Annotated in this window: 15 protein-coding genes; 7 read left to right on the top strand and 8 right to left on the bottom strand. The window is 73.9% G+C overall.

The window, feature by feature from the left end; genetic code table 11:
* Nucleotides 1-20: 20 nt before the first annotated feature.
* A complete protein-coding gene (locus ACIG87_RS15495; RefSeq protein ID WP_396851170.1) occupies nucleotides 21-2,555 on the top strand; it encodes a nitrate- and nitrite sensing domain-containing protein in 2,535 nt (844 codons plus the stop codon).
* Between the two features lie 5 nt (nucleotides 2,556-2,560).
* Nucleotides 2,561-2,974: a roadblock/LC7 domain-containing protein gene (locus tag ACIG87_RS15490; protein WP_396851316.1), complete on the top strand. Its 414-nt coding sequence runs from the start codon at nucleotides 2,561-2,563 to the stop codon at nucleotides 2,972-2,974.
* 132 nt (nucleotides 2,975-3,106) lie between these two features.
* Here ACIG87_RS15490 and ACIG87_RS15485 read toward each other — a convergent pair whose 3' ends face one another.
* Nucleotides 3,107-4,603, bottom strand: coding sequence for a GH1 family beta-glucosidase (locus ACIG87_RS15485; protein WP_396851169.1), 1,497 nt, complete (start codon nucleotides 4,601-4,603; stop codon nucleotides 3,107-3,109).
* An 897-nt stretch (nucleotides 4,604-5,500) separates the two neighbouring features.
* On the opposite strand from ACIG87_RS15485, the gene ACIG87_RS15480 reads away from it, so the two are divergent.
* Nucleotides 5,501-8,398: a glycoside hydrolase family 48 protein gene (locus tag ACIG87_RS15480; RefSeq protein ID WP_396851315.1), complete on the top strand. Its 2,898-nt coding sequence runs from the start codon at nucleotides 5,501-5,503 to the stop codon at nucleotides 8,396-8,398.
* A gap of 314 nt (nucleotides 8,399-8,712) precedes the next feature.
* Here ACIG87_RS15480 and ACIG87_RS15475 read toward each other — a convergent pair whose 3' ends face one another.
* Nucleotides 8,713-9,390 carry a DUF3159 domain-containing protein gene (locus ACIG87_RS15475; protein ID WP_396851314.1) on the bottom strand — a complete coding sequence of 226 codons (678 nt, stop codon included), beginning with the start codon at nucleotides 9,388-9,390 and terminating at the stop codon, nucleotides 8,713-8,715.
* Between the two features lie 176 nt (nucleotides 9,391-9,566).
* On the opposite strand from ACIG87_RS15475, the gene ACIG87_RS15470 reads away from it, so the two are divergent.
* Nucleotides 9,567-10,454 (top strand): phosphatase PAP2 family protein, encoded by an 888-nt coding sequence (locus ACIG87_RS15470; protein WP_396851168.1) that lies wholly within the window; start codon nucleotides 9,567-9,569, stop codon nucleotides 10,452-10,454.
* A gap of 22 nt (nucleotides 10,455-10,476) precedes the next feature.
* Here the strand turns inward: ACIG87_RS15470 and ACIG87_RS15465 are convergent, their stop codons facing one another.
* Entirely contained in the window at nucleotides 10,477-10,929 is a 453-nt protein-coding gene (locus tag ACIG87_RS15465; protein WP_396851167.1) for a YbhB/YbcL family Raf kinase inhibitor-like protein, read from the bottom strand.
* A 79-nt stretch (nucleotides 10,930-11,008) separates the two neighbouring features.
* Between ACIG87_RS15465 and ACIG87_RS15460 the strand changes: the two genes are divergently transcribed.
* Nucleotides 11,009-11,734, top strand: coding sequence for a maleylpyruvate isomerase N-terminal domain-containing protein (locus ACIG87_RS15460; protein ID WP_396851166.1), 726 nt, complete (start codon nucleotides 11,009-11,011; stop codon nucleotides 11,732-11,734).
* Between the two features lie 69 nt (nucleotides 11,735-11,803).
* Here the strand turns inward: ACIG87_RS15460 and ACIG87_RS15455 are convergent, their stop codons facing one another.
* Nucleotides 11,804-13,066: a low temperature requirement protein A gene (locus ACIG87_RS15455; RefSeq protein ID WP_396851165.1), complete on the bottom strand. Its 1,263-nt coding sequence runs from the start codon at nucleotides 13,064-13,066 to the stop codon at nucleotides 11,804-11,806.
* Between the two features lie 75 nt (nucleotides 13,067-13,141).
* Between ACIG87_RS15455 and ACIG87_RS15450 the strand changes: the two genes are divergently transcribed.
* Nucleotides 13,142-14,185: an LLM class F420-dependent oxidoreductase gene (locus ACIG87_RS15450; protein WP_396851164.1), complete on the top strand. Its 1,044-nt coding sequence runs from the start codon at nucleotides 13,142-13,144 to the stop codon at nucleotides 14,183-14,185.
* Between the two features lies 1 nt (nucleotide 14,186).
* Entirely contained in the window at nucleotides 14,187-14,999 is an 813-nt protein-coding gene (locus ACIG87_RS15445; protein WP_396851163.1) for an SDR family oxidoreductase, read from the top strand.
* A gap of 66 nt (nucleotides 15,000-15,065) precedes the next feature.
* Here the strand turns inward: ACIG87_RS15445 and ACIG87_RS15440 are convergent, their stop codons facing one another.
* Genes ACIG87_RS15440 through ACIG87_RS15425 form a run of 4 tightly spaced genes read right to left on the bottom strand, consistent with a single transcriptional unit; the run spans nucleotide 15,066 to nucleotide 22,142 of the window.
* Entirely contained in the window at nucleotides 15,066-17,306 is a 2,241-nt protein-coding gene (locus ACIG87_RS15440; protein ID WP_396851162.1) for a DUF3488 and transglutaminase-like domain-containing protein, read from the bottom strand.
* Complete coding sequence (locus ACIG87_RS15435) at nucleotides 17,300-18,472, bottom strand: DUF58 domain-containing protein (RefSeq protein ID WP_396851161.1); 1,173 nt, start codon at nucleotides 18,470-18,472, stop codon at nucleotides 17,300-17,302. Before ACIG87_RS15435 ends, ACIG87_RS15440 begins: the two co-directional genes overlap by 7 nt.
* A gap of 11 nt (nucleotides 18,473-18,483) precedes the next feature.
* A complete protein-coding gene (locus ACIG87_RS15430; RefSeq protein WP_396851160.1) occupies nucleotides 18,484-19,482 on the bottom strand; it encodes an AAA family ATPase in 999 nt (332 codons plus the stop codon).
* A gap of 35 nt (nucleotides 19,483-19,517) precedes the next feature.
* On the bottom strand, nucleotides 19,518-22,142 hold the full coding sequence (locus tag ACIG87_RS15425; protein WP_396851159.1) for a fibronectin type III domain-containing protein: 2,625 nt from the start codon (nucleotides 22,140-22,142) through the stop codon (nucleotides 19,518-19,520).
* Between the last annotated feature and the right edge of the window lie 5 nt (nucleotides 22,143-22,147).

The following is a 22,147-nucleotide window of genomic DNA, read 5'->3' as shown; positions in this document are numbered from 1 at the left end:
GGGGACCGAGGAGGCGAGACGTGGGCGCAGGTCCCGACCCGACAGCGAGCGCGGAGTCGCACCCGGGGCGGAACCGGTTCGACGAGCGGGTCGTGCCGCATCGGCGGCGCTCGCCGTTCCGGCTGCGGGACTGGCGGGTACGGACCAAGCTCGCCACCGTCCTGATCATCCCGTCGGTGGCCTTCCTGGTGCTGGCCGGGGTGCAGACCGCCGGGCTGGTCGGGCGGACCACCACGCTGAACGACTTCGCCCGGCAGGTCGGGATCGGGCAGCAGATCACCGCGGCGGTGGACCGGCTCCAGCAGGAACGGGACCGGACCGCCGGTGAGCTGGCCGCGTTGCGCCGCTCGGGGAACGCCGCCGACCGGGACGCGGCGCTGCTCGTCCTCCGTCCGCTGTACTCCGCCACCGACACGGCCCTGCGCGAGCTGCGCGAGGCGGCCGGGCCGCTGGCCGACGCCGACGCCGCCTGGCAGGTCGCGTACGCCGAGGCGCTGGAGGCGTACGAGCAGGTGGTCTACATCCGGGCGGCGGTGCCGCCGGCGGTGCTGAGCAGCGACACCATCCTCGGCAACTACCACCGGGCGGTGGAGGCGCTGCTCGGCCTGCTCGCCGAGCCCAGCCCCGGGGCGGACCGTCCGGAGTTGACCGACGCGGTGCTGCGCTACGTGCAACTGGTCCGGGTCAAGGAGTTGTCGTCGCGGATTCGGGGCCAGTTGTACGCCGCCGCCCGTGACGGCCGGTACGACCTGGAGGACCAGGTGAACCTCACCGACCTGCGGGCCCAGCAGTTGGCCGCGCTGGGCGCGTTCCGGGTCGCCGCGACCAACGGCCAGATCCAGGCGTACGACCGGATTTCCCGGGACGAGGCGTTCGTCAACGCCACCCGGTTGGAGGAGAAGAGCATCACCACCGGCAGCGCCGCCCTGCCGGCGGTGCTGCCCGCGGCCCAGTGGTGGACGGCCAGCGAGCAGCGGCAGCAGCTGTTGCGGCAGTTGGAGACCCGGGTGCTCGACGACGCGGTGGTCCAGGCCGACGAGGCCAGCGCCGTCCAGTTGCGAACCACTCTGCTGGTGCTCGGCGGCATCGTGGTGGTGCTCGCCCTGGCCGTGCTGCTGGCCGCGTTGATCGGCCGGTCGATCGCGAACTCGATGCAGCAGCTACGCGACCAGGCTCTGCGGATCGCCCAGATCGAGCTTCCGCACGCCCTGGACCGGCTGCGTGCCGTCGACGGCGGGGTGCCGACGATCGACGTGCCGCCCGCCGTGGTCCGGTCGCTCGACGAGATCGGCGAGCTGGCCGAGGCGTTCGTGGCGGTGCACCGCAGCGCGGTCAGCGTCGCGGTGGAGCAGGCGGAGACCCGGCGCACCGTCAACGCGATGTTCGTCAACCTGGCCCGGCGCAGCCAGGTGTTGGTGGAGCGGCAACTGGAGCTGCTGGACGACCTGGAACGGGAGGAGGCCGACCCGGACCAGTTGGAGAACCTGTTCAAGCTGGACCACCTGGCCGCCCGGATGCGCCGTAACGACGAGAGCCTGCTGGTGCTCGCCGGCACCGAGTCCACCCGGCGGTGGAACCGCCCGGTGCGGCTGGGCGCGGTGTTGCTCGCCGCCAGTGCGGAGATCGAGCAGTACCAGCGGGTCCGTCACGAGGCGGTGGCCGACCTGTACGTGGTCGGGCACGCCATCGGTGAGCTGGTGCACCTGATGGCGGAACTGCTGGAGAACGCCACTGCCTTCTCCCGACCGGACACCCTGGTCCGGGTGACCGCGCGGGCCGAGGGCGACGGGGCGGTGGTGGAGATCGCCGACGCCGGCCTCGGTATGAGTCCGACCGCGTTGGCGCAGGCCAACGCGGTGCTGGCGGCTCCGCCGGCGGCGGACGTGGCGGCCGTCGAACGGATGGGCCACTTCGTGGTCAGCCACCTGGCCGCGCGGCACGGCGTCGGGGTGCGGCTGGCCGCTGCGGGGCAGGGGCTGGTGGCCCGGATCGCGCTGCCGGCGACCCTGCTCGCCCCGGCCCCCGCGCCGGAGCTGGACGCGTTGGCCGCGCAGCGGACCCGCACCACCACCGGTGCCGCGCCGCGCCGCGCCGAGCCGCCGCGCCGGCCCGGTCCGGTCCGACCGGCCGAACTGCCGGCGGCCGGCCACCGGCCGGACCCGTCGCCCGGGATGCCGCGTCCGGTGCCGGTACGCGCTGCGGAGGTGGTGACGCCGGTCGCCCCGGCCGACGGGGGAGGCGGTTGGTGGTCCCCGCAGGGTCCGGCTCCGTCCTCGCCGGTGTCGCTGGGGCAGAGCACGCCGGCGCCCCCGGTCGTCCCGGTGACCGGCGGCACCAACGAGCGGGGCCTGCCGGTACGGGTGCCGATGGCCCAGCTGACCTCGGCGACCGAGCCGGCCCGGCCGCAGCCGGCGAGGGTACGCGAGGACCCGGACCCGGAGGCGGTGGGCGGCATGCTGTCCCGGCTCTACAGCGGCGTGCGCCGGGCGGAGGCCGAGGAGACCACCGAGTTAATCTTGCCGCCGGGTGTGCGCAGCGAAGGGGGACGACAGTGATGACACTGAGCCAGGAGGCGCGTGACCTGAACTGGTTGGTCAACGCGTTCGCGGAGCGGGTGCCCGGGGTGGCCCACGCCGTGGTGGTCTCCTCGGACGGGTTGCTGGTGGCGATCTCGGCGCAGTTGCCCCGGGACCACGCGGACAAGCTGGCCGCGGTCACGTCGGGGCTGATGAGCATCACCGCGGGTGCGGCCCAGATGTTCGACGGGGACATCGTCAAGCAGACCGTGGTGGAGATGGGCCGGGGCTACTTCCTGGTCATGCAGATCCGGGACGGCTCGATCCTGGCGACCCTGGCCGGCTCGGACGCGGACATCGGCGTGGTGGGTTACGAGATGGCCCGGCTGGCCAAGCAGGCCGGCGAGATGTTGACCCCGGCGCTGCGCGCGGAACTCCAGCAGGCCCTGCCCCGCTGACCGGCGCGCGGTGGGACGGGTCCGTAGGTCGCCGGGCGGGATTGCACCGGTCACCCGGACGACGTCGCCGGGTGCCGTGCCGGACCGCCCCCACGCGGTCCGGCCGTGCCGGTGTGTTTCCCGGCCGACGGTCTACAGGCCGTTGTCCCGGATGACCTGGCGGTACCAGTGGGCGCTGCGCTTCGGGATGCGCCGCTGGGTGGGATAGTCCACGTAGACCAGTCCCCAGCGCTGGTCGTACCCCTCGGCCCACTCGAAGTTGTCCAGCAGCGACCAGACGTGGTAGCTCTCCAGCGGTACGCCGGCGGCGATGGCCCGGTGGGCGGCGGCGAAGTGGTCGCGCAAAAAGGCGATCCGGCCGCCGTCGTCGACGGTGCCGTCCGGGCCGAGGGTGTCCGGGCAGGGCAGCCCGTTCTCGGTGACGGTGATCGGGATCGACCCGTAGTCGCGGGTGACCCGGGTCAGGATGTCGTACATGCCCTGCGGGTAGATCTGCTGCCAGTCCGCCTCGCTGGTGGGCCAGCGGGTGACGGTGTTGCCGTTGCCGGTCAGGTAGAGCGGGGTGTAGTACTGCACCGCGAGCAGGTCCACCGGGCTGGCGATGGTCTCCAGGTCACCGTCGCGGATGCCCCGGACCATCCGGCTGTCCGGGCCGAGGTCGGCCAGCACGTCGGCCGGGTAGGCGCCGGTGAGGATGGAGTCCAGGTAGAGCCGGTTCTCGTACCCGTCGTGGAGTTTCGCGGCCGCGGCGGCGGCCGGGCTGTCGTCGGCCGGGTAGCACGGGTGCAGGTTGAGCGCCGGGCCGATCCGGGTGTCGTGGCCGGTGGCGCGCAGCGCGCGGACGGCGAGGCCGTGGGCGAGCTGGAGGTGGTGGGCGACCAGGTAGGCGGCGTCGGCGTCCTGCCGGCCGGGGGCGTGGTGGCCCCACAGGTAGCCGTTCTGCACCACGGTCTTCGGCTCGTTGACGGTCAGCCAGACCGGCACCTGGTCGCCGATGCCACGGAAGACGGCGTCGGCGTAGTCGGCGAACCGGTGGGCGGTGTCCCGGTTCTCCCAGCCGCCCTCGTCCTGCAACGCCTGCGGCAGGTCCCAGTGGAAGAGGGTGACCATCGGGGCGATGCCGCGTTCGTGCAGCCCGTCGATCAGCCGCTTGTAGAAGTCGAGCCCGCGCTGGTTGGGCTTGCCGGTGCCGTCGGCCTGGATCCGGGGCCAGGAGACGGAGAACCGGTAGCTGCGCAGTCCGAGGTCGCGCATCAGGTCCAGGTCGTCGGCCCAGCGGTGGTAGTGGTCGGCGGCCACGTCACCGGTGTCACCGTTGCGGGTGCGTCCGGGGCTGTGGCTGAAGGTGTCCCAGACCGATTCGCCCCGGCCGTCCTCCTTGGCGGCGCCCTCGATCTGGTACGCCGAGGTGGCGGCGCCCCAGCGGAAGCCGTGCGGAAAGCGCACCCGTTCCGCAGCGGGGTCGGCGGTCGGGTCGCCACCCTTCGGCGCCTCGCAGCCAGCGGCGAGGACGCCGGTGGCCGCGGTCAGGCCGGTGCCAGCGGCGGCAGCGGAGAGCCCGGCGCCGGCGGTGGCGGTGGCGGAGAGCGCGGCGCGGCGCAGCAGGCGCCGTCGGGTGAGTATCGACATGGATCTTCTCCTCAGGGTGCGGCCACCCCGACGGCCGGGAGCGCTCCCAGCGCGGGCGTGCGACGGCCCGGCCGCCTCGGTGGCGGACCGCCAGCCTAGAGGGCCGCGCATGGGCGGCCGGGATGGGGAAGTGGGGACGTGGCGGGCGCCGTCGAGGGACGGTCGGCCCAACTGCCGAGGGGCAGATAGCGATCGAGGCCGGCCGGGTGGCGCGCACGCCTGACCCGTCGGCCTCTTTTCCCGTCGAGTACGGGGGTTTAGTGTGGGGACGGGGGAGGGCAACCCCCGTCCCCACCTGTGTTGCACACACGCACGCTCGAATTGGCGTCCGGCCGTGCGTGTCGCGCGGGAGCCGGGCCACGCGAGTGGCTCTGGTTCCACCTCCCTCCGTGATGGTGGGTGTTGGCTGGCGACGGTGTCCGGGCTGGCCCGTCGTCAGCCGTTCGGGCTGAACCCCGTGGCCGGGCGACCACGGTTCGACCTTCATTTGTTGCATCTCCGTCGATGGAAGCGCTCCCATCGGCGATGCTGCGACTGTAACGCCCGTCACGGCTTTGTGAAAGCCCCTAAACGAGATCGAAACATCGATCTGCGTTTCGATACTGCCAGTTGTCGTGGGAGCGCTTCCATGGCACACTGTCGAATCAACGCAGCGGAGCCAGACACGCGCGAGTGATGGGTCGCCGAGGGCATCCGGGTCTCCCGGACGGCACCCCCAAGGAACGGCACGGCCGGTCAGTGCGGCCGTACCCCGTCCCTGCCCCGGCCCACCGGCCGGACCGACCACCATTCCGGCGCCTCCGTCCCCCCGCGCACCCCTGTTCCGCGCGTGGAGGTGCCTCCGCCGGGGCCCGCAGCCCCGGCCCGGTCCGAGGAGACACCGCGCACATGAGACTCATGGCAAGACGTCGCCGCACAGCGATGCTCGCCGCCACCGCACTCGCCATCGGCGGGGTGGGCCTGCCGGCCAGCGCGGCCCAGGCCGCGCCGGCCTGCGACGTGGTCTACGCCACCAACGACTGGGGCAGCGGCTTCACCGGCAACGTCACCATCAAGAACCTGGGCGACGCGGTCAGCAGCTGGACGCTCAAGTGGACCTTCCCGAACAGCAGCCAGCGGGTCACCCAGGGCTGGTCGGCCAAGTGGAGCCAGAGCGGCAGCGAGGTCACCGCGACCAACGAGTCCTACAACGGCAGCCTCGGCACCGGGGCGTCCACCACCATCGGCTTCAACGGCTCCTACTCGGGCAGCAACCCGAAGCCGACGTCGTTCACCCTCAACGGCACCCCGTGCAACGGCACCCCGGCCAACCAGCCGCCGACGGTCACCCTCGGCGTGCCCACCGGCCCGTTCACCGCGCCGGCCGACGTGCCGCTGACCGCCACCGCCAGCGACCCGGACGGGACGATCAGCAAGGTCGAGTTCTACCGCAACGGCCTGCTGGTCAACACCGACACCTCCGCGCCGTACGCGTACACGCTGACCTCGCTGCCGGCCGGCAGCTACACGGTCCAGGCCAAGGCGTACGACAACGCCAACGGCATCGGCGTGTCGGAGAAGTCGTTCACCGTCAACCCGGCCACCGGCCCGGTGCTGGTCGCCACGCCGTCCTCGGTGAGCGTCAACGAGGGTGGCAGCACCACCTTCAACCTCAAGCTGAGCGCCGCGCCGTCGGGCAACGTGCCGATCACCCTCACCCGCACCGGTGACACCGACATCACGGTCTCGCCGACCAGCGTCACGCTGACCCCGAGCAACTGGAACACCGGGGTCACCGTCACGGTCGCCGCGGCGGAGGACACCGACACCGCCGGTGGCACCGCCACCATCACCGCGGCCGGCACCGGAGTCGGCTCGGTGGTGGTCACCGCCACCGAGATCGACAACGACACCCCCGGTGGGGACAACGCCTACGTGGCGAAGTTCCTGGAGCAGTACGGCAAGATCAAGAACTCGGGCTACTTCAGCCCCGAGGGCGTGCCGTACCACTCGATCGAGACGCTGATCGTCGAGGCGCCCGACCACGGCCACGAGACCACCTCCGAGGCGTTCAGCTACTGGCTGTGGCTGGAGGCCTACTACGGCCGGGTGACCCAGAACTGGTCTCCGTTCAACAACGCCTGGACGGTGATGGAGAAGTACATCATCCCGTCGCACGCCGACCAGCCCACCGCGGGCGTCGCCGGCACCCCGCAGTACGCCGCCGAGTACAACCTGCCCAGCCAGTACCCGTCGGCGCTGAACCCGAACATCTCCGTCGGCCAGGACCCGCTGCGCTCGGAGCTGCAGTCCACCTACGGCACCGGCGACATCTACGGCATGCACTGGCTGATGGACGTCGACAACACCTACGGCTTCGGCCGCTGCGGCGACGGCACCACCAAGCCGGCGTACATCAACACCTTCCAGCGCGGCACCCAGGAGTCGGTCTGGGAGACCGTTCCGCAGCCGTCCTGCGACACCTTCAAGCACGGCGGTCAGTACGGCTACCTGGACCTGTTCGTCAAGGACTCCGGTGCCCCCGCCAAGCAGTGGAAGTACACCAACGCCCCGGACGCCGACGCCCGTGCCGTGCAGGCCGCGTACTGGGCGCTGACCTGGGCCAAGGCGCAGGGCAAGCAGGCCGACGTCGCCGCCACCGTGGCCAAGGCCGCCAAGATGGGCGACTACCTGCGGTACGCGATGTTCGACAAGTACTTCAAGAAGATCGGCAACTGCGTCGGGGCCAGCACCTGCGCTGCCGGCAGTGGCAAGGACTCGGCCCACTACCTGCTGTCCTGGTACTACGCCTGGGGCGGCGCGTACGACGCCAGCGCGGGCTGGTCCTGGCGGATCGGTTCCAGCCACAGCCACTTCGGCTACCAGAACCCGTTCGCGGCCTGGGCCATGACCAACGTGAACGAGCTGAAGCCGAAGTCCCCGACCGCTGTCGCGGACTGGCAGAAGAGCCTCGACCGGCAGCTGGAGTTCTACACCTGGCTCCAGTCGGCCGAGGGCGGCATCGCCGGTGGCGCCACCAACAGCTGGGACGGTAGCTACGCCCAGCCGCCGTCGGGCACCGCCACCTTCTACGGCATGTTCTACGACGTCGACCCGGTCTACAACGACCCGCCGTCGAACCAGTGGTTCGGCATGCAGGTCTGGTCGATGCAGCGCATCGCCGAGCTGTACCTGGAGACCGGCAACACCAAGGCCAAGACGCTGCTCGACAAGTGGGTGCCGTGGGCGATCGCCAACACCACGCTGGGCACCAACTGGTCGGTCCCGTCCGAGCTGAAGTGGACGGGCCAGCCCGCCAACTGGAACCCGAGCAGCCCGGCGGCCAACACCGGCCTGCACGTCGAGGTCATGTCCAAGGGCCAGGACGTCGGCGTCACCGGCTCGCTCGCCCGGACCCTGATCGCCTACGCGGCCAAGTCGGGCAACACGCAGGCGAAGACCACCGGCAAGGGCCTGCTGGACGCGCTCTCGGCGGCCAGCGACAGCAAGGGCGTCTCGACCACGGAGACGCGTGGCGACTACAAGCGGTTCGACGACGTCTACAACGCCGCCGACGGCCAGGGTCTCTACGTGCCGCCGGGCTGGACCGGGAAGATGCCCAACGGCGACACCATCGCCGCCGGCAAGAGCTTCCTGGACATCCGGTCGTTCTACAAGAACGACCCGGACTGGCCGAAGGTCGACGCGTACCTCAAGGGCGGCCCCGAGCCGACGTTCAACTACCACCGGTTCTGGGCCCAGTCCGACATCGCCATGGCGTACGCGGACTACGGGATGCTCTTCCCGAACGGGTGAGTTGACCCCTACCGGGTGGGTGGCGCGGCGCCGCCCACCCGGAGGCCGACCGGGCCCGGGGGAGCGGAAGCCCGGTCGGCGGGCGGCCTGATTCCCACGGTCAGGCCGGGGGTGGGTCGGCCGTCTGGCCGACGCAGCGGATCGGCCGGCCCACCCCACCATCCTCCATCCCCGTCAAGGCGGGAAAGCCGCGAAAAAAGAGGGCGTGCGGGATAACGCGACGCCCCATGACGGAGTACCGTGTTGATCGGAGAGGCCGCTCCCCCCGTGGCGGCCTCTCCATTAACGTTCCCGCCCCCGCCCCCGTCCTCGCCTCACCCGGGCTCCACCGGGTGCCGCAGCCCCGGATGGCCGGCCGGTAGCGACCGGCGGATCACCACCCAGCTCACCGTCAGCGCCGCCGCCACCAGCGGCCAGGTCAGCGCGACCCGGGCCGCGGTCAGCGCGAGCACCTGACCGCCCAGCCAGAGTGGCAGGAACACCGCCACCCGTACGACGTACGTCGCCGCCCACACCCAACTGCCCCGCCCGTACGCCCGCAGCAGCGCCGGGTCGCGCCGCCACCGCCCCCGCTGCCGCAACGCCGCCCCGACGACCACCCCGAGCAGCGGCCGGCGCACCACGATGCTCACCACCCAGACCAGCGCACTGGCCAGGTTCGAGAAGATCTGCAGCGCGAAGAAGTCGGCCGCCCGTCCGGTGCGCAGCGCCACCACCGCGGCCAGACAGACCGCCAGCAGCCCGATCAGCACCGCCCGGGGGCGATCCCCCCGCCGCCACCGCCACAGCGCCACCGCCGTGCCGGCCAGCACGGCCGCGGCCACCCCACCGACGACCGACCGTCCGGTCGCCAGCCAGCCGATCGTGAACGCCACCGGCGGCAGGGTCGCGTCGACCGCGCCGCCCCGCCCACCGAGCAGATCGGCCAACGACTCCGCCTGGTCCCGTGTCGACCGGCCCGGTGCCGCCTGCTCCGGTGCCGCCTGTTCCAGTGCCGCCTGCTCCCGGGCAGGATCCTCCGGTGCCGCCTGCTCCAGGGCTGGCCGGTCCGGGGTCGGTCGTTCGTGCTGCGGTGTGCCGGTCACCGTCACCTCCCGTGGTCCGGTGCCAAGGTATCCGGGCCGGGCCGGTGGCCCCGCGTGCGACGTGCCGGGCATGCCGCTACGGTGTGCGGGTGCGAGCGACGGCAAGGGGTTGGACCACGGTCTGGTTGGTCGTACTGGCGTTGGCCCAGACGGCCGCCTTCCTGCTGGTGTGGCGCTTCGCCGTCCACACCGGCACCGGGCAGTGGCTCGACACGGTCGCGTTGACCGGCAACCGGATCGGCCAGGACCGGATCGACGGGCTGGTCAACCGGGTCCTCAACGCCATGTCGGTGGTCTCCCTGCTGGCCGCCACCGTGGTGATCTTCTTCATCGCCCTGATTCGGGGCCGCAAGGCGCTCGCCATCTCGGCCACCCTGCTGATCGCCGGCGCCAACGTCACCACCCAGGTGCTCAAGTACGTCATCGACCGGCCGGCGCTCGGCATCGACCCGCAACGTGACGGGGCCGGCAACAGCCTGCCCAGCGGACACACCACCATCGCCGCCTCGGTGGCCCTGGCGCTGATCCTGGTGCTGCCGGCCAAGGTGCGCGTCCTCGGGGCGTTCCTCGGTGTCGCGTACGCGGCCGTCGCCGGGGTCGCCACCCTCTCCGCCGGCTGGCACCGACCCAGCGACGCGATCGCCGCCTTCCTGGTCGTCGGGGTCTGGGCGGCGCTGTCCGGCCTGCTCCTGCTGATCTTCCAGCACGAACAGGCGCAGGTCGCCCCGGACGACGCGCACCGGGTGGCCGCCACCGTGCTCGGCATCGGCGGCCTGCTCGCCGTCCTCGGCTGCGGCCTGGCCCTGTCCGGCCTGCTCGACCAGCAGCAGGTGCCGGTGGACGAGTTGGGTCGCCGCACCCTGTTCATCGGGTACGCCGGCAGCGCCGCCGGCATCGCCGGCACCATGGGGGTGGTGGCGGCGCTGGTGCTGCTCTCGGTGCACCGCCTGGTGCCCCGCTGGAAGGGCTGACGCCGTCGTCCCGCCGGACGGGCTAACGCCGGAACGTCCCCACCATCGTCCCGCTGGCCAGTTGCCGCCCGGCGAGCGCCGCGTGCACGTCGGCGGCCTGCGGCTCGCCGGTCAGGTCCACCGGACGATCGAGCGCGTACAACCGGAAGAAGTACCGGTGCGCCTCCTCGCCCTGCGGCGGGTGCGGCCCGCCCCAGCCGGTCGTGCCGAAACCGTTGGGCCACTCCCGGCCCCCCTCGGGCAGCGTGCCCTCGGCCGCCCCCTCCGAGGTGGGGGAGATGCCGGTGACCAGCCAGTGCAGGAAGGGGCTCCGGCCGGCGTCCGGGTCCTCCACCAGCAGGAGCAGTTCGGTCGCCGCTGCCGGCACGTCGGTCCACTGCAACGGCGGCGACACGTTGCCGCCATCGCGGGCGAAGCGCCCCGGCAGCAGGTCGTGATCGGTGAACGCGGTGCTGCGCAGCATCAACCCGGGCATTCGGCGACCGTCCCCTCTCCTCGACCCGCCGCGGGTACCCGACCCCACCCCGCCGAAACCGGGTGCGAGGCTTACGACCATGGGCGCGCAGTGCCGGGACGGCGAGACAGCGGCGGTACACACGGCGTTCCGTGACGAGTGCGCCCGGCTGGTCGTGATCCTGTCGACGCTGACCGAGGCCGACCTGGACCTGCCCACGCCCTGCCCACCCTGGTCGGTACGCGACCTCGTCGCCCACCTCAGCACCGGTGTCGGCCGCCTGGTCGACATGCTGGCCGCGCCCGCGCCACCCCGAGCCGAGGTGGACGCCGCCGGATACTTCGGCCGGGCGAAGTTCACCCCGCAGGTCGACGCGGCCCGGGTCGCCAGCGCCCGGCGGGCGGCCCGCGATCTGGCCGAGCCGGCCGGCGCTCGGCGGCTCGCCGGACCGGCGGTGGTCGCGGCGGACTTCACCGCCGCCTGGCGGGCCACCGACGTGGCCGTGGCGGCGCAGCCCACCGGCCGGGTCGTCCGTACCCGGCACGGGGATCCGATGACGCTGCCCGAGTTCCTGATCACCCGGGTGGTGGAGGTCGGGGTGCACGGGCTGGACCTGGCGGTGGCGCTGCACCGCGGTCCCTGGCTCACCCCCACCGCCGCCCGGGTGATCGCCGACCTGTTCACCGGGGGCCGACCGGTCCCGGCCGGGCTCGACTGGGACCGGCTCACCCTGATCCGCAAGGCCACCGGCCGTACCCCGCTCACCGCCGGGGAGCGGAAGGCCGTGGCCGCCTCCTCCCTCCGCCGCCTGTCCTTCGCCGCCTGACCGGGAACCCGACCCGGAGTTGGCACCACGGCGCGGTCGGGTCGGGTCGGACGGCAGCTCGGGCGGGGGTCACAGGGGTGGGGCGGCCGGCTCCGGGGGACCTCCCCGGGCGCGGCGGGCGTCGGCCACCGCGATCCCGCCGAGCACCAGGGCGGCCACCGTGGCGGACAGCAGCGTCCCGACGTGCAGCAGCAGCGGGAACAGCGCGACCAGGAGACCCGCCGCGATCCACCGCGACGGCGACACCCGGCCGAAGACCTCGTACTCGAACCTGGCCCGGCCGAGCAGGAAGAGCACCGGGCCACCCACCACCAGCACCACCCAGGCCGCCTCCGGGGCGGCGAGCGGATGCTCGATGGTCAGCTCGTACCCGATCGCCGTGCCGACCAGCCCCATCACCATCACCAGGTGGGTGTCCGCCGCCGAACGACCCGTGCTCGCCGGATTCCGGGACCGGATGACCGCCTCGGCCAGGATCTGTCCGGCCCGCTGCACGTAGATCCGCCACAGCAGCACCGACGTCGCCAGCGCCACCGCGAACGCGCCGGTACGGGCCGCGTCGAACGGCCCACCGCTGTACGCCAGCCCGCCCACCAGGATCGTCTCGCCCAGCGCGACCAGGAAGAACTGCTGGTACCGCTCGGCCAGGTGCTCACCGGCGACGTCCCAGCGGCTCGCCCTCGACCGGCCCAACCCCGGCACCGGCCAGCCGAACCGGGCGGCGAGATACTCCAGGAGCAGCGCCGACGCCCAGAGCACCGCCCGGGGGATGACGGGCAGCAGCGCGCCGGTCAGCCAGAGCACCCCGGTCACCCCGAAGATGATCAGCATCCGCTGCTTGAGCCGCCGGTACTCGTGGTTGCCGAGGACCACCAGCAGCAGTCCCGGGCGGGACACCTGCGCCACCACGTACGCCGAGGCGAACGCCAACCCGGCGGTGGTGAACGCTCTGGGGATCGCCACCCCCATCACCATGCTGCACACCAGGGCGGTGATCACGACGAGTTGGAGCCAGCCGTGGTGCGGGTCGTAGCGGCTGGTCGTCCACGCGGTGCCCTGCCAGATCGACCAGAGCGCGAAGAGCAGCAGCAGGGTCTTGCCGCCACCGGTGACCGGTGCCCATCCGGTGGCCCCGCCCGGCTCCAGGGCCAGATCCTCGAAGGCGCGGAACGAGATGCGGGTGAGCGCGAAGACGTACACCAGGTCGAAGAAGAGTTCCAGGAAGGTCGACCGCTGGGCCGACCCGGTACGCCGCAGCGGAGCGGTCTGGTCGCCGCTCGTCATGATCGCCGGCAACTGCCGTCGGCCCAGCCCACCAGAGGTTCGTAACACCCTGGGCGGGGTCGGCGACGGGCAACGTCGAATCCGCCCTTGTCCCGGCGGGGGAGAGCGGGCAGCATCGACCGGATGACGAACCGATGGGGCTTCACGGTGCCACTGACCGGCGTCCCGCTGGCCGAGCACGCCGCCGGCTACGCGGCGCTGGAGCGGGCCGGTTTCACCGACATCTGGTCGTCCGAGGTCAACGGCACCGACGCGTTCACCCCGCTGGCGCTGGCCGCCGCCTGGCAGCCCGGCCTACGGTTGGGCACCGCGATCACCCCGGTCTTCACCCGGGGACCGGGCCTGCTCGCGATGAGCGCGGCAGCGCTGGCCGAGGCCGCCCCGGGCCGGTTCGCGCTGGGTATCGGCGCCTCCTCCCCGGTGGTCGTGGGGGACTGGAACGGGGTGCAGTACACCGAGCCGTTCCGGCGTACCCGCGACCTGTTGCGGTTCCTCAAACCGGCGCTGCGGGGCGAGACGGTCGACGGGGCGTTCGACACCTTCCGGGTGCGCCGGTTCACCCTGGAACGCCCACCGGCCAGCCCACCGCCGGTGCTGCTCGCCGCGCTGCGCCCGGGAATGCTGCGGCTGGCCGCCGCCGAGGCCGACGGGGTGATCCTCAACTGGCTGGCCGCCGACGACGTGCCCACGGCCCTCGCCGAGCTGGGCGGGCGCGGCCCGGACTTCGAGGTGGTCGCCCGGATCTTCGTCTGCCCCACCGAGGACGCCGACTACGCCCGCGCCCTCGGCCGCCGGTTGGTCACCAGCTACCTCACCGTACCCGCGTACGCGGAGTTCCACCGTTGGCTGGGGCGGGAACCGGTGCTCGGCCCGGTCTGGGCGGCCTGGGCAGCCGGCGACCGGCGGGCCGCCGCCGCGGCCGTCCCGGACGAGGTGGTCGACGCGCTCATCCTGCACGGCTCGCCCGAGCACTGCCGCGACCAGGCCCGCCGCTACGCCGACGCCGGGGTGGACGTGCCGGTGCTCGCCCTGCTGCCCACCCCGGAACTGGCCGCCGGTGGGGCCGCCACGCTGGGCGAGCTGATCGCCCGGCTGGGGCCGTCGAGGACGTCGGGCCGCGTGGCGTCGGACGCGCAGCGCACCGAGCAGCCGGCGGGACGGGGCTGAGATGAACCTGACCGACCGGGTGGTGGTGATCACCGGGGGCGCGGGCGGCATCGGGTCCGCGCTGGCCCGCCGCTTCGCCGCCGAGGGCGCCGCCGCCGTCGTCCTGGCCGACCTGGACGCGCACGCGACCGCCACGGTGGCCGAGGCCGTCGGCCCGGTCGCCCGGGGCGTCGCCGTCGACGCCGCCGACGAGGGCCAGGTCCGCGACCTGGTCGCCGACACCGAGCGACGGTACGGCCGGATCGACCTGTTCTGCGCCAACGCGGGCGTGGCCACCGGCGTCGGCATCGAGGCCGCCGACGCCGACTGGGACCGCGCCTGGCGGGTCAACGTCATGGCCCACGTGTACGCCGCCCGCGCCGCGCTGCCCGGCATGCTGGCCCGGGGCGGCGGCCACCTGATGCACACCTGCTCGGCGGCCGGGGTGCTGACCGCGGTCGGCGATGCCCCGTACACCGCCACCAAGCACGCGGCGGTCGGGCTGGCCGAGTGGCTGGCGATCACCTACCGGGACCAGGGCATCCGGGTCAGCGCGCTGTGCCCGCAGGGGGTGGACACCCCGATGCTCGCCGACGGGCTGGCCACCGGCCACCTGGCCGCCCGGGTGATCGCCGCCTCCGGCGCGGTGCTCACCCCCGACCAGGTCGCCGACGCGGCGGTCGCCGGGCTGGCCGAGGAGAGGTTCCTCATCCTGCCCCACCCGGAGGTCGCCGGGTACGCGGTGCGCCGCGCCGAGGACCCGGACGGCTGGCAGGCCGGCCTGCGCAAGCTGGTCCGCCGACTGCGCGCCGCCCCCACCCCGCCTTCGCGGTAGCCGCCGAGCGCCACGCACCGGCCCACCGGCGTCGGCCGTCCGCCCTCCCGATTCCGCCGGGCGTCGTCAGCGGGGCCAGCGCAGGGGGCCGGGGTGCACCGACCAGAGCAGCCGTCGCCAGCGGGGACGGGCCGCCCGCAGGGCTGTCGCGTACCCCTCGGCGATGTCCCGGGCCCGATCGGCCTGGGCACCGGTCAGCGTGCCCGGGGCGAAGGCCGCCTGGTTGAGTAGCCCGGCCAGCTCCGCCAGCGCCGTACCGTCCACTGTGCGGCCGGAGTCCTCGGCGAGGGCGCGGCGGGCCTGGTCGGCCACCTCGGTGGCGGAGAGATCCCCGCCGACCGGCCGCCCCGACAGCCGCAACGCATCGGTGGTGTGCCGCCACGCGCCGCCGACCCGGCCCCCCGGATCACCCCGCGCCAACCGGGTCCGGGCCTGCGCCCGGCGCAGCCCGACCAGCACCCCCACGGCCACCCCCACCAGCAACAGCCCACCGATGCCGCCACCCGCCAGCACCGACACCGGCCCGCTCCGGTCGTCGTCGACCCGGCCCGGCGCGGCCACCGCCGGTGGCGTGGTCGGCGGCGTCAGGGTCGGCTCGGGCACCTCCGACGGCGGCGGGCTCTCCCGGGCCGGACGGAAGTCCTCCTCCACCGGGCGGACCTCGGTGTCGGGGCGGGGCAACGGGTTGAACGGCACCCACCCCACGCCGGCGAAGAGCACCTCCGGCCAGGCGTACGCGTCGGCGGCCCGGACCGGCCCGTCCCCCCGGGACGTGAAACCCACCACCACCCGGGTGGGCAGGCCGACCAATCGACCCAGCACCGCGAACGCGGCGGCGAACTGCTCCGAGGTACCCCGCTGACCGCCGCCACCCCGCGGCCCGAACAGGAAGAACTCCAGATTCGGGTACGCGTGCCCGCTCGGCGCGTCCGCCACCAGCCGGTAGTGCTCGGCGAGGAACTGCTCCACGGCCGTCGCCCGCGCGTACGGGGCGCCGTTCTCCTCGGCCAGGTGAGCGGCGAGCCGACGCAGCGGCTCCGGTGTCCCGTCGGCCACCCGCAGCACCCGGGCCACCTCCGCGCCGGCCGGTACGTCGGCGGTGGCGAACAGATTGACGTCCGGCCGTTCCCGCGCCGAGGTGACCGTGTACGTCAACCCCGGTGCCAGCCCCTCCGGCCGGATCAGCGTCCCGGTCTCCGGGTCGTACGCCACCCGCGCGCCGTCGACCGCACGCGGGGTCGCCACCGCCGGCAGCAGCCGGCCGGTCAACTCGTCCACGGTGATCTCCTGCCGGACGGTGTCGACCGTCCCCGTCCCCGGGTCACCGGCGGGCAGGACCCGACCGGCGGTGCGGTAGGTCGCCCCCACCCGCCAGGTGACGCCGTCGTAGTCGCTGAGCACGGCCAGCCGGATCGTGATCGGCCCGCCGTCCGGGGCCCGGGTCGACACGTCCAGCAGTTTCCGTTGCGGGTCCAGCGCCCACCCGGAGATCCGGATCAGCGGGTTCTCGTCCAGCGACTCCACCCGGGGTGGCGGCACGTAGCGGCGCGGGTCCACGGGACGCCCGTCGACCCGGCCGGCGAGGAACGGACCGAGCAGGGCGGCCAGCCCGACCACCACCGCCACCCCGGCGGCGGAGACCGCCGCCGCCCTGGCCCGTACCGTGGCCCGCACGGCCGGTGACAGCCCGGCGGTCGGGTCGGGCCCCGCAGTGCGTCCCGCCGATCCGGCCAGGGCGACCGCGACCAGCCCGGCGAAGAGGACCGACGGTCGGACCGCCGGTGCCGCGTTCGGGCCGACCACGTAGACGGCCCCGACGTACAGCGACGTGCCCGGGAGGAAGCCGAGCAGCACCCGACCGGCCCGCAGCGCCACCTCGGCACCGGCCAGCCCGGCCAACCAGGCCGCGACCACCGGCACCAGCACGGTGTCCGGTGCCGGCTCGACCGGGATCATCGCGGTGAGCAGCCGGGGTACCGCGTTACCGGCGGCGTCGGCGGTCACGTCGAGGAAGCCGCCCGGCACCTCTGCGTGCGCGGCGGCGAGCCGCACCGACCAGGCCGTGAAACCGAGCATGGCGGCCACCGACAGCGGCGCCACCAGCCAGGACGGCAACCGGCGGGCGGCCACGCTGACCAGCACCGCGCCGAGGGCCGCGCCGAACACCAGCCGGGTCAGCAGGTCACCGGCGTACACCCGGCCGAGCACCGTCCCGGCCAGGCCGATGGTGGCGACCAGCACCACCGGCACCACGGCGGCCCGCCACGCCCGCGCCGCCAGCCCGCCCAGGTCGGTCACCGTCACCATCGGCGCACCGCGTCCCACGCGGCGGCGAACGCCGCGCCGTCGACCGCGTCGACCACCATCGGGCCGGCCGCCGCAGGGGTCGGCCCGGACGCCCCGAGGACACCCACCACCATCGACGGGTACGCCGCCCGCAACGTGCCCACCCGACCCAACTCGTCCCGGCCACCGGGGCCGGTGAGGAAGACCAGGGTGTCGCCGGGCCGATCCCGACGCAGCCGGGTGACCGTCGCGCCCAGCGCCCCGTCGTCCGGGTCACCTGTTCCCTCCGGGGGGTCGGCGTCGGTCAGGGTCACCGCGGCCAGCCGGTCCAGCGGCGGGTCGGCGGCCCGGTCGTCGCCCGGGTCCACCATCAGCAGCACCACCGGCAGGTCCTGGCGGAACGCGGCGACCACCACCGAGGCCGCCGCCTCGCAGGCCGCCTCGAACGACCCGGCCACCCCACCGGTCCGGTCCGGGTGGGCGGCGGCCCGGTTGTCCAACAGCACCACGATCCGGGGCAGGCTGGTGTCCACGTTCTCCCGCACCATCAGCTCACCCACCCGGGCGCTGGTCCGCCAGTGCACCCGGCGCAACTCGTCGCCGACCACGTACTCGCGCAACGAGTCGAAGGTGATCGACCCGTGCGGCACCCCGTCCACCCGACCGTCCAGGCTGCGCCCCGCCCCGGTCGGCACCGCCGTCAACGGGTACACCCGGGGATGCACCCGGATCACCGTCGACGGCCCGTACGGGCGGGTCGCGGCGAACAGGCCCAGCGGGTCGCGGCGGGTCACCCGCAGCGGGCCCACCGGCAGCACACCGCGTCGGCGGGTCGGCACGTCGTACCCGAGCGTGGTGTCCCGGCCGGGGCGCAGCCGCAGCAACGGCACCGGCACCGGGCTGCCCGCGCAGCGGTCCTCGGCCAGCAGGCTCGCCACCCGCAGCCGCCCGGCGTTGCGTACCGTCAGGGTCATCCGGGCCGGGTCGCCCACCGCCACCCGGTCCGGGTCGGCCTCGCGGGCCACCACCAGCCGGGGGCGTCGGGCCGCGCCCAACACCGCCTGCCCGACCGCGACCGCGCCCGTCGCACCCAGCACGGTCAGCTCCGGGTACGCGAACCGCAACCCCGCGCCGAGCAACGCGGTCGCGGCGACGAGCAGCCCGGCACCCCGGGCGGTGAGTCCCATCCCGGCCCCGGTCAGCCGTGCGTCGGGGTGGACTGGCCCGACGGCAGCGGCACCGGCACCGACGCCACCGCCTGGCGCAGCACCTCGGCGGCGGTCACCCCGCGTACCTGCGCGTCGGAGGTGAGCAGCAGGCGGTGGGCGAAGACCGGCTCGACGAGCGCCTTCAGGTCCTCCGGCATGATCCACCCCCGGCCGTCGATCAGCGCGTACGCGCAGGCCGCCCGAGTCAGCGCGATCACACCCCGGGGGCTGACCCCCACCCGTACCTGCGGATGGTGGCGGGTGGCGGTGGCCAGCCGGACGGCGTACCCGTAGAGGGGTTCGGCGATGTGCACCCGGCGGGCCATCCGGACCATCTCCCCGACGGTGGCCGTGTCGGTGACCGGTTGCAGCGAGTCGGGGGAGCGGACCGCCGCGCCGCGCAGCACCTCCACCTCGACCGCCTCGTCCGGGTAGCCCACCGACAGCTTCACCAGGAACCGGTCCAGCTGGGCCTCGGGCAGCCGGTAGGTGCCGTCCATCTCCACCGGGTTCTGGGTGGCCACCACCAGGAACGGCTGCGGCACCGGGTGCCGGACCCCGTCCACCGTGACCGTCCGCTCCTCCATCACCTCCAGCAGCGCCGACTGGGTCTTCGGGGAGGCCCGGTTGATCTCGTCGGCGATGACGATGTTGGCGAACACCGGCCCCGGATGGAACTCGAAGCCCCGGGTGGCCTGGTTGAAGATCGTCACCCCGGAGACGTCCGAGGGGAGCAGGTCCGGGGTGAACTGGATGCGTCGCCACTGGCCCTGCACGGTGGCCGCCACCGCCCGCGCCAGGGTGGTCTTACCCACCCCCGGGACGTCCTCCAGCAGCACGTGACCCTGGGCGAAGAGGGCGGTCAACGCCAACCGCACCACCTCCGGCTTGCCCAGCACGACCGCGTTGACGTTCTCCGCCAACCGGGCGGCCAGGGCGGCGAAGCCCTGGACCTCCGGCTGGCTGAGCGGTTCGGGGGTGCTGTTCACGACGGCGGGGTGCTCCTCGGCTGCGGCGGCGCTGGTCAGCAGGTGGGCAGCACGGCGATGTCGTCACCGCCGGCCAGGTTGAGCCAGGCCCAGGGGATGTAGTTGCGCCCCTGGTAGTCGACCCGTACCCACCAGGTGCTCTGCTTCTGGTTGTTGTAGATCCAGGAGTCGACGTTCTCGCCCTGCCGGCGACAGTACGTCCGCAGCCGGGTGCCGGGCTTGGCCCAGCCGACCTGCTTGTCGTTGTCCTGCCGGGGCACCGAGAACACCTCGTTGCCGTTGCGGCCGTCCACATCGGCGTCACAGTAGGTGCGCTGGTCGCCGTCGGGTCCGTTGACGCAGGTGGCCACCCCGTAGAGCGGGTCGGTGCCCTGGGCCCGGCTGGCGGTGCCCGAACCGGCCGCGTTGGCCGCCGTGACGGTCACCGTGTACGCCGTACCCGGGGCCAGCCCGGTGACCCGCAGGCTGGCACAGCTACCCGTCGCGCTCTTCCCACCCGTGGCGGCGGTGCAGGTCGCCTCCCCACCACCGGCGTCCACCGTGAACGTCACCGTCACCGACGTCGCATCGGCCGACGACCCGGTCACCGTCACCCGGGGCACCGCCACCGTACGGGCGGTGGTGGTGGCCTCCGGCCCCGGGCCGGCCTCGTTGACCGCCTTCACCCGGACCATCACGTTCTGCCCGTCACCCAGCCCGGTGACCGTCGCGCGGGTGTCGGTCACCTCGCTGGTCCGCCCGCCCACGTCGACCTGGTACCGGCTCACCGGTCGGCCGTTCGCCGCCGCCGGCGACCACTGCACCGCGATCGTGCCCGGCCGGTCGGCGACCGTGGCCGCCCGCAACCCGACCGGCTGCCCGGGAGCGGCGAACGGCACCACCGTGTCGCTGATCGGGGAGGCCGCCGAGGCGGCGCCCCGGTCGTTGACCGAGGTCACCGTGAACGCGTACTGGTTGCCGTACGTCAACTCGCCGGCCGGCACCACCAGTTCGGTGCGGCGCGACTCGCCGACCGGGGCGTTCGCGCCGGCCGAAGTCGCGGTGACCGCGTACCGGGCGATGCGGTTGCCCTGCCCGTCGGCGGCCGGCCACCGCACCAGCACGGTGCCGTCGGGGCGGGCCTGCGCGGTGACCTCGGCCGGCGGGGCGGGCACCGCCGCGGTCGGGGTGACCGGGTTGCTGCGCCGGGCCGGGCCGTCACCCTTGGCGTTCACCGCGTGCACCGAGAACGTGTACGTCTCCCCGTTGGTCAGCTCGGTGATCTCCACGGCCCGCTGGTTCGCCCCCACCTCGTGTCGCTGACCGGCCCCCTCCACCACGTACCGGACGACGGCGGCGCCGTTCGCAGCGGCCGGTCGCCAGGCGACCCGGGCCCGCGCATCGCCGGCGGTGGCGGTGACCTGCTGTGGCGCGCCGGGCTTACCCACCCGGGGCTTCGGCGGCGGAGGCGGCGGTGGCGGGTCCGGCGGCGGATCGCCGCCCAGCACGTCGTTGGCGTACTTGTCGACGGTGCGCACCCGGTGCCGGTCGTCGACCACCCGGGCGGTGGCCGATCCCGGGGTGTTGATGAACAGATGGTTCTCCCGCACCTCCAGCTCCAGCGGGCCGGTCGCCCGGCCGGGCCGGATGGTCTCCACCAGCCGCCCGTCACCGTCGAACGAGTAGACCGCGCCGGTGACCCCGTCGGCACAGTAGAACCGGCCGGCCCAGGCGACGGCCGGCCCGACCTGGTCACCACTGCCCGGCACGACGATCCGGGTGACCACCCGGCCGTCACCGACGGCGAGCACCTGCCGGTCACCGCCGATCGTCACCGGCACCACCGGGCCGCTGGTCCGCGCCGGGAGCGCGCCACCGGCAGCGATTCCGGGCACGGTACGCAGGGTCTTTCCGGCCCGGATCGTCACCAACGTGCCGGTGGTCCGGTCCAGCACCGCCACCCCGTCGTCCAGGGTGGACAGGGTCAACTCGTGGCTCGGCTCGGCCACCGGATGGGTCTCGACCCGACGCGGCCCCCGACCGCCGGTCACCCCCGACGCCGGCCCGGACGGCAGCGCCCCGGCGGTGACCGCCGACACGGTGCCCTCCGCCGGCACCGCGATCCACAACCGGCCCCGACCGTCGAACGCGCCGGCCGTGATGCCCGGCGGGAAGAGCACCGGGTCACCCACCGGGACCAGCGAACGGGGGTCGAGTTGCCGCACCACCCCCCGCACCGCGTCGACGACGAACGCGGCGTCGTCGTGCAGCACCACGTTGACCCCGAGACCCGGCGTGGTGGGGGTGGTCGCGGTGATCTGCAGGGTGGCCAGGTCGAGCGCGCTCACCTGACCGGTCTCCAGGTCCCGCAGGATCAGCAGCCGGTCGGTCTGGGTGACCTGCACCGGATGCTGCCGGGCCCCGGGGACCTCCTTGCGGGTGTCCACCCGCGCGGTGATCCCGTTGACCCGGGCCAGCTCGCCCCGGGCGGTGCTCCACAGCCAACTGCTGGCGTCGAAACTGGCCAGCGCGTCCTCGGCGGCGCCCCGCCCGAGCAGGGTGAGCCCCAGTGCGGCCACCAGTGCGGTCACCGTGCCGACCGTGACCAGCCCGCCCCGTAGTCGGGACCGACGGCGGGACGCTCCGGCGTCGACGCTCGCGGCGTCGTCGATGCTGGCCACAGCGG

Origin of the sequence: Micromonospora sp. NPDC051925 (assembly GCF_044548625.1) — a bacterium.
In the GTDB taxonomy this organism is placed as follows: Bacteria; Actinomycetota; Actinomycetes; order Mycobacteriales; family Micromonosporaceae; genus Micromonospora.
The sequence above is the reverse complement of the archived record's forward strand: the minus strand, read 5'-3'. Positions and strand labels throughout refer to the sequence as shown.

What these genes read in the sequence shown, in the direction of transcription:
- ACIG87_RS15440 (WP_396851162.1), bottom strand. Translation starts at nt 17,306, where the DNA reads ATGGTGACGGTGACCGACCTGGGCGGGCTGGCGGCGCGGGCGTGGCGG.
- ACIG87_RS15435 (WP_396851161.1), bottom strand. Translation starts at nt 18,472, where the DNA reads ATGGGACTCACCGCCCGGGGTGCCGGGCTGCTCGTCGCCGCGACCGCG.
- ACIG87_RS15460 (WP_396851166.1), top strand. Translation starts at nt 11,009, where the DNA reads ATGGGCGCGCAGTGCCGGGACGGCGAGACAGCGGCGGTACACACGGCG.
- ACIG87_RS15485 (WP_396851169.1), bottom strand. Translation starts at nt 4,603, where the DNA reads ATGTCGATACTCACCCGACGGCGCCTGCTGCGCCGCGCCGCGCTCTCC.
- ACIG87_RS15445 (WP_396851163.1), top strand. Translation starts at nt 14,187, where the DNA reads ATGAACCTGACCGACCGGGTGGTGGTGATCACCGGGGGCGCGGGCGGC.
- ACIG87_RS15480 (WP_396851315.1), top strand. Translation starts at nt 5,501, where the DNA reads ATGGCAAGACGTCGCCGCACAGCGATGCTCGCCGCCACCGCACTCGCC.
- ACIG87_RS15465 (WP_396851167.1), bottom strand. Translation starts at nt 10,929, where the DNA reads ATGCCCGGGTTGATGCTGCGCAGCACCGCGTTCACCGATCACGACCTG.
- ACIG87_RS15450 (WP_396851164.1), top strand. Translation starts at nt 13,142, where the DNA reads ATGACGAACCGATGGGGCTTCACGGTGCCACTGACCGGCGTCCCGCTG.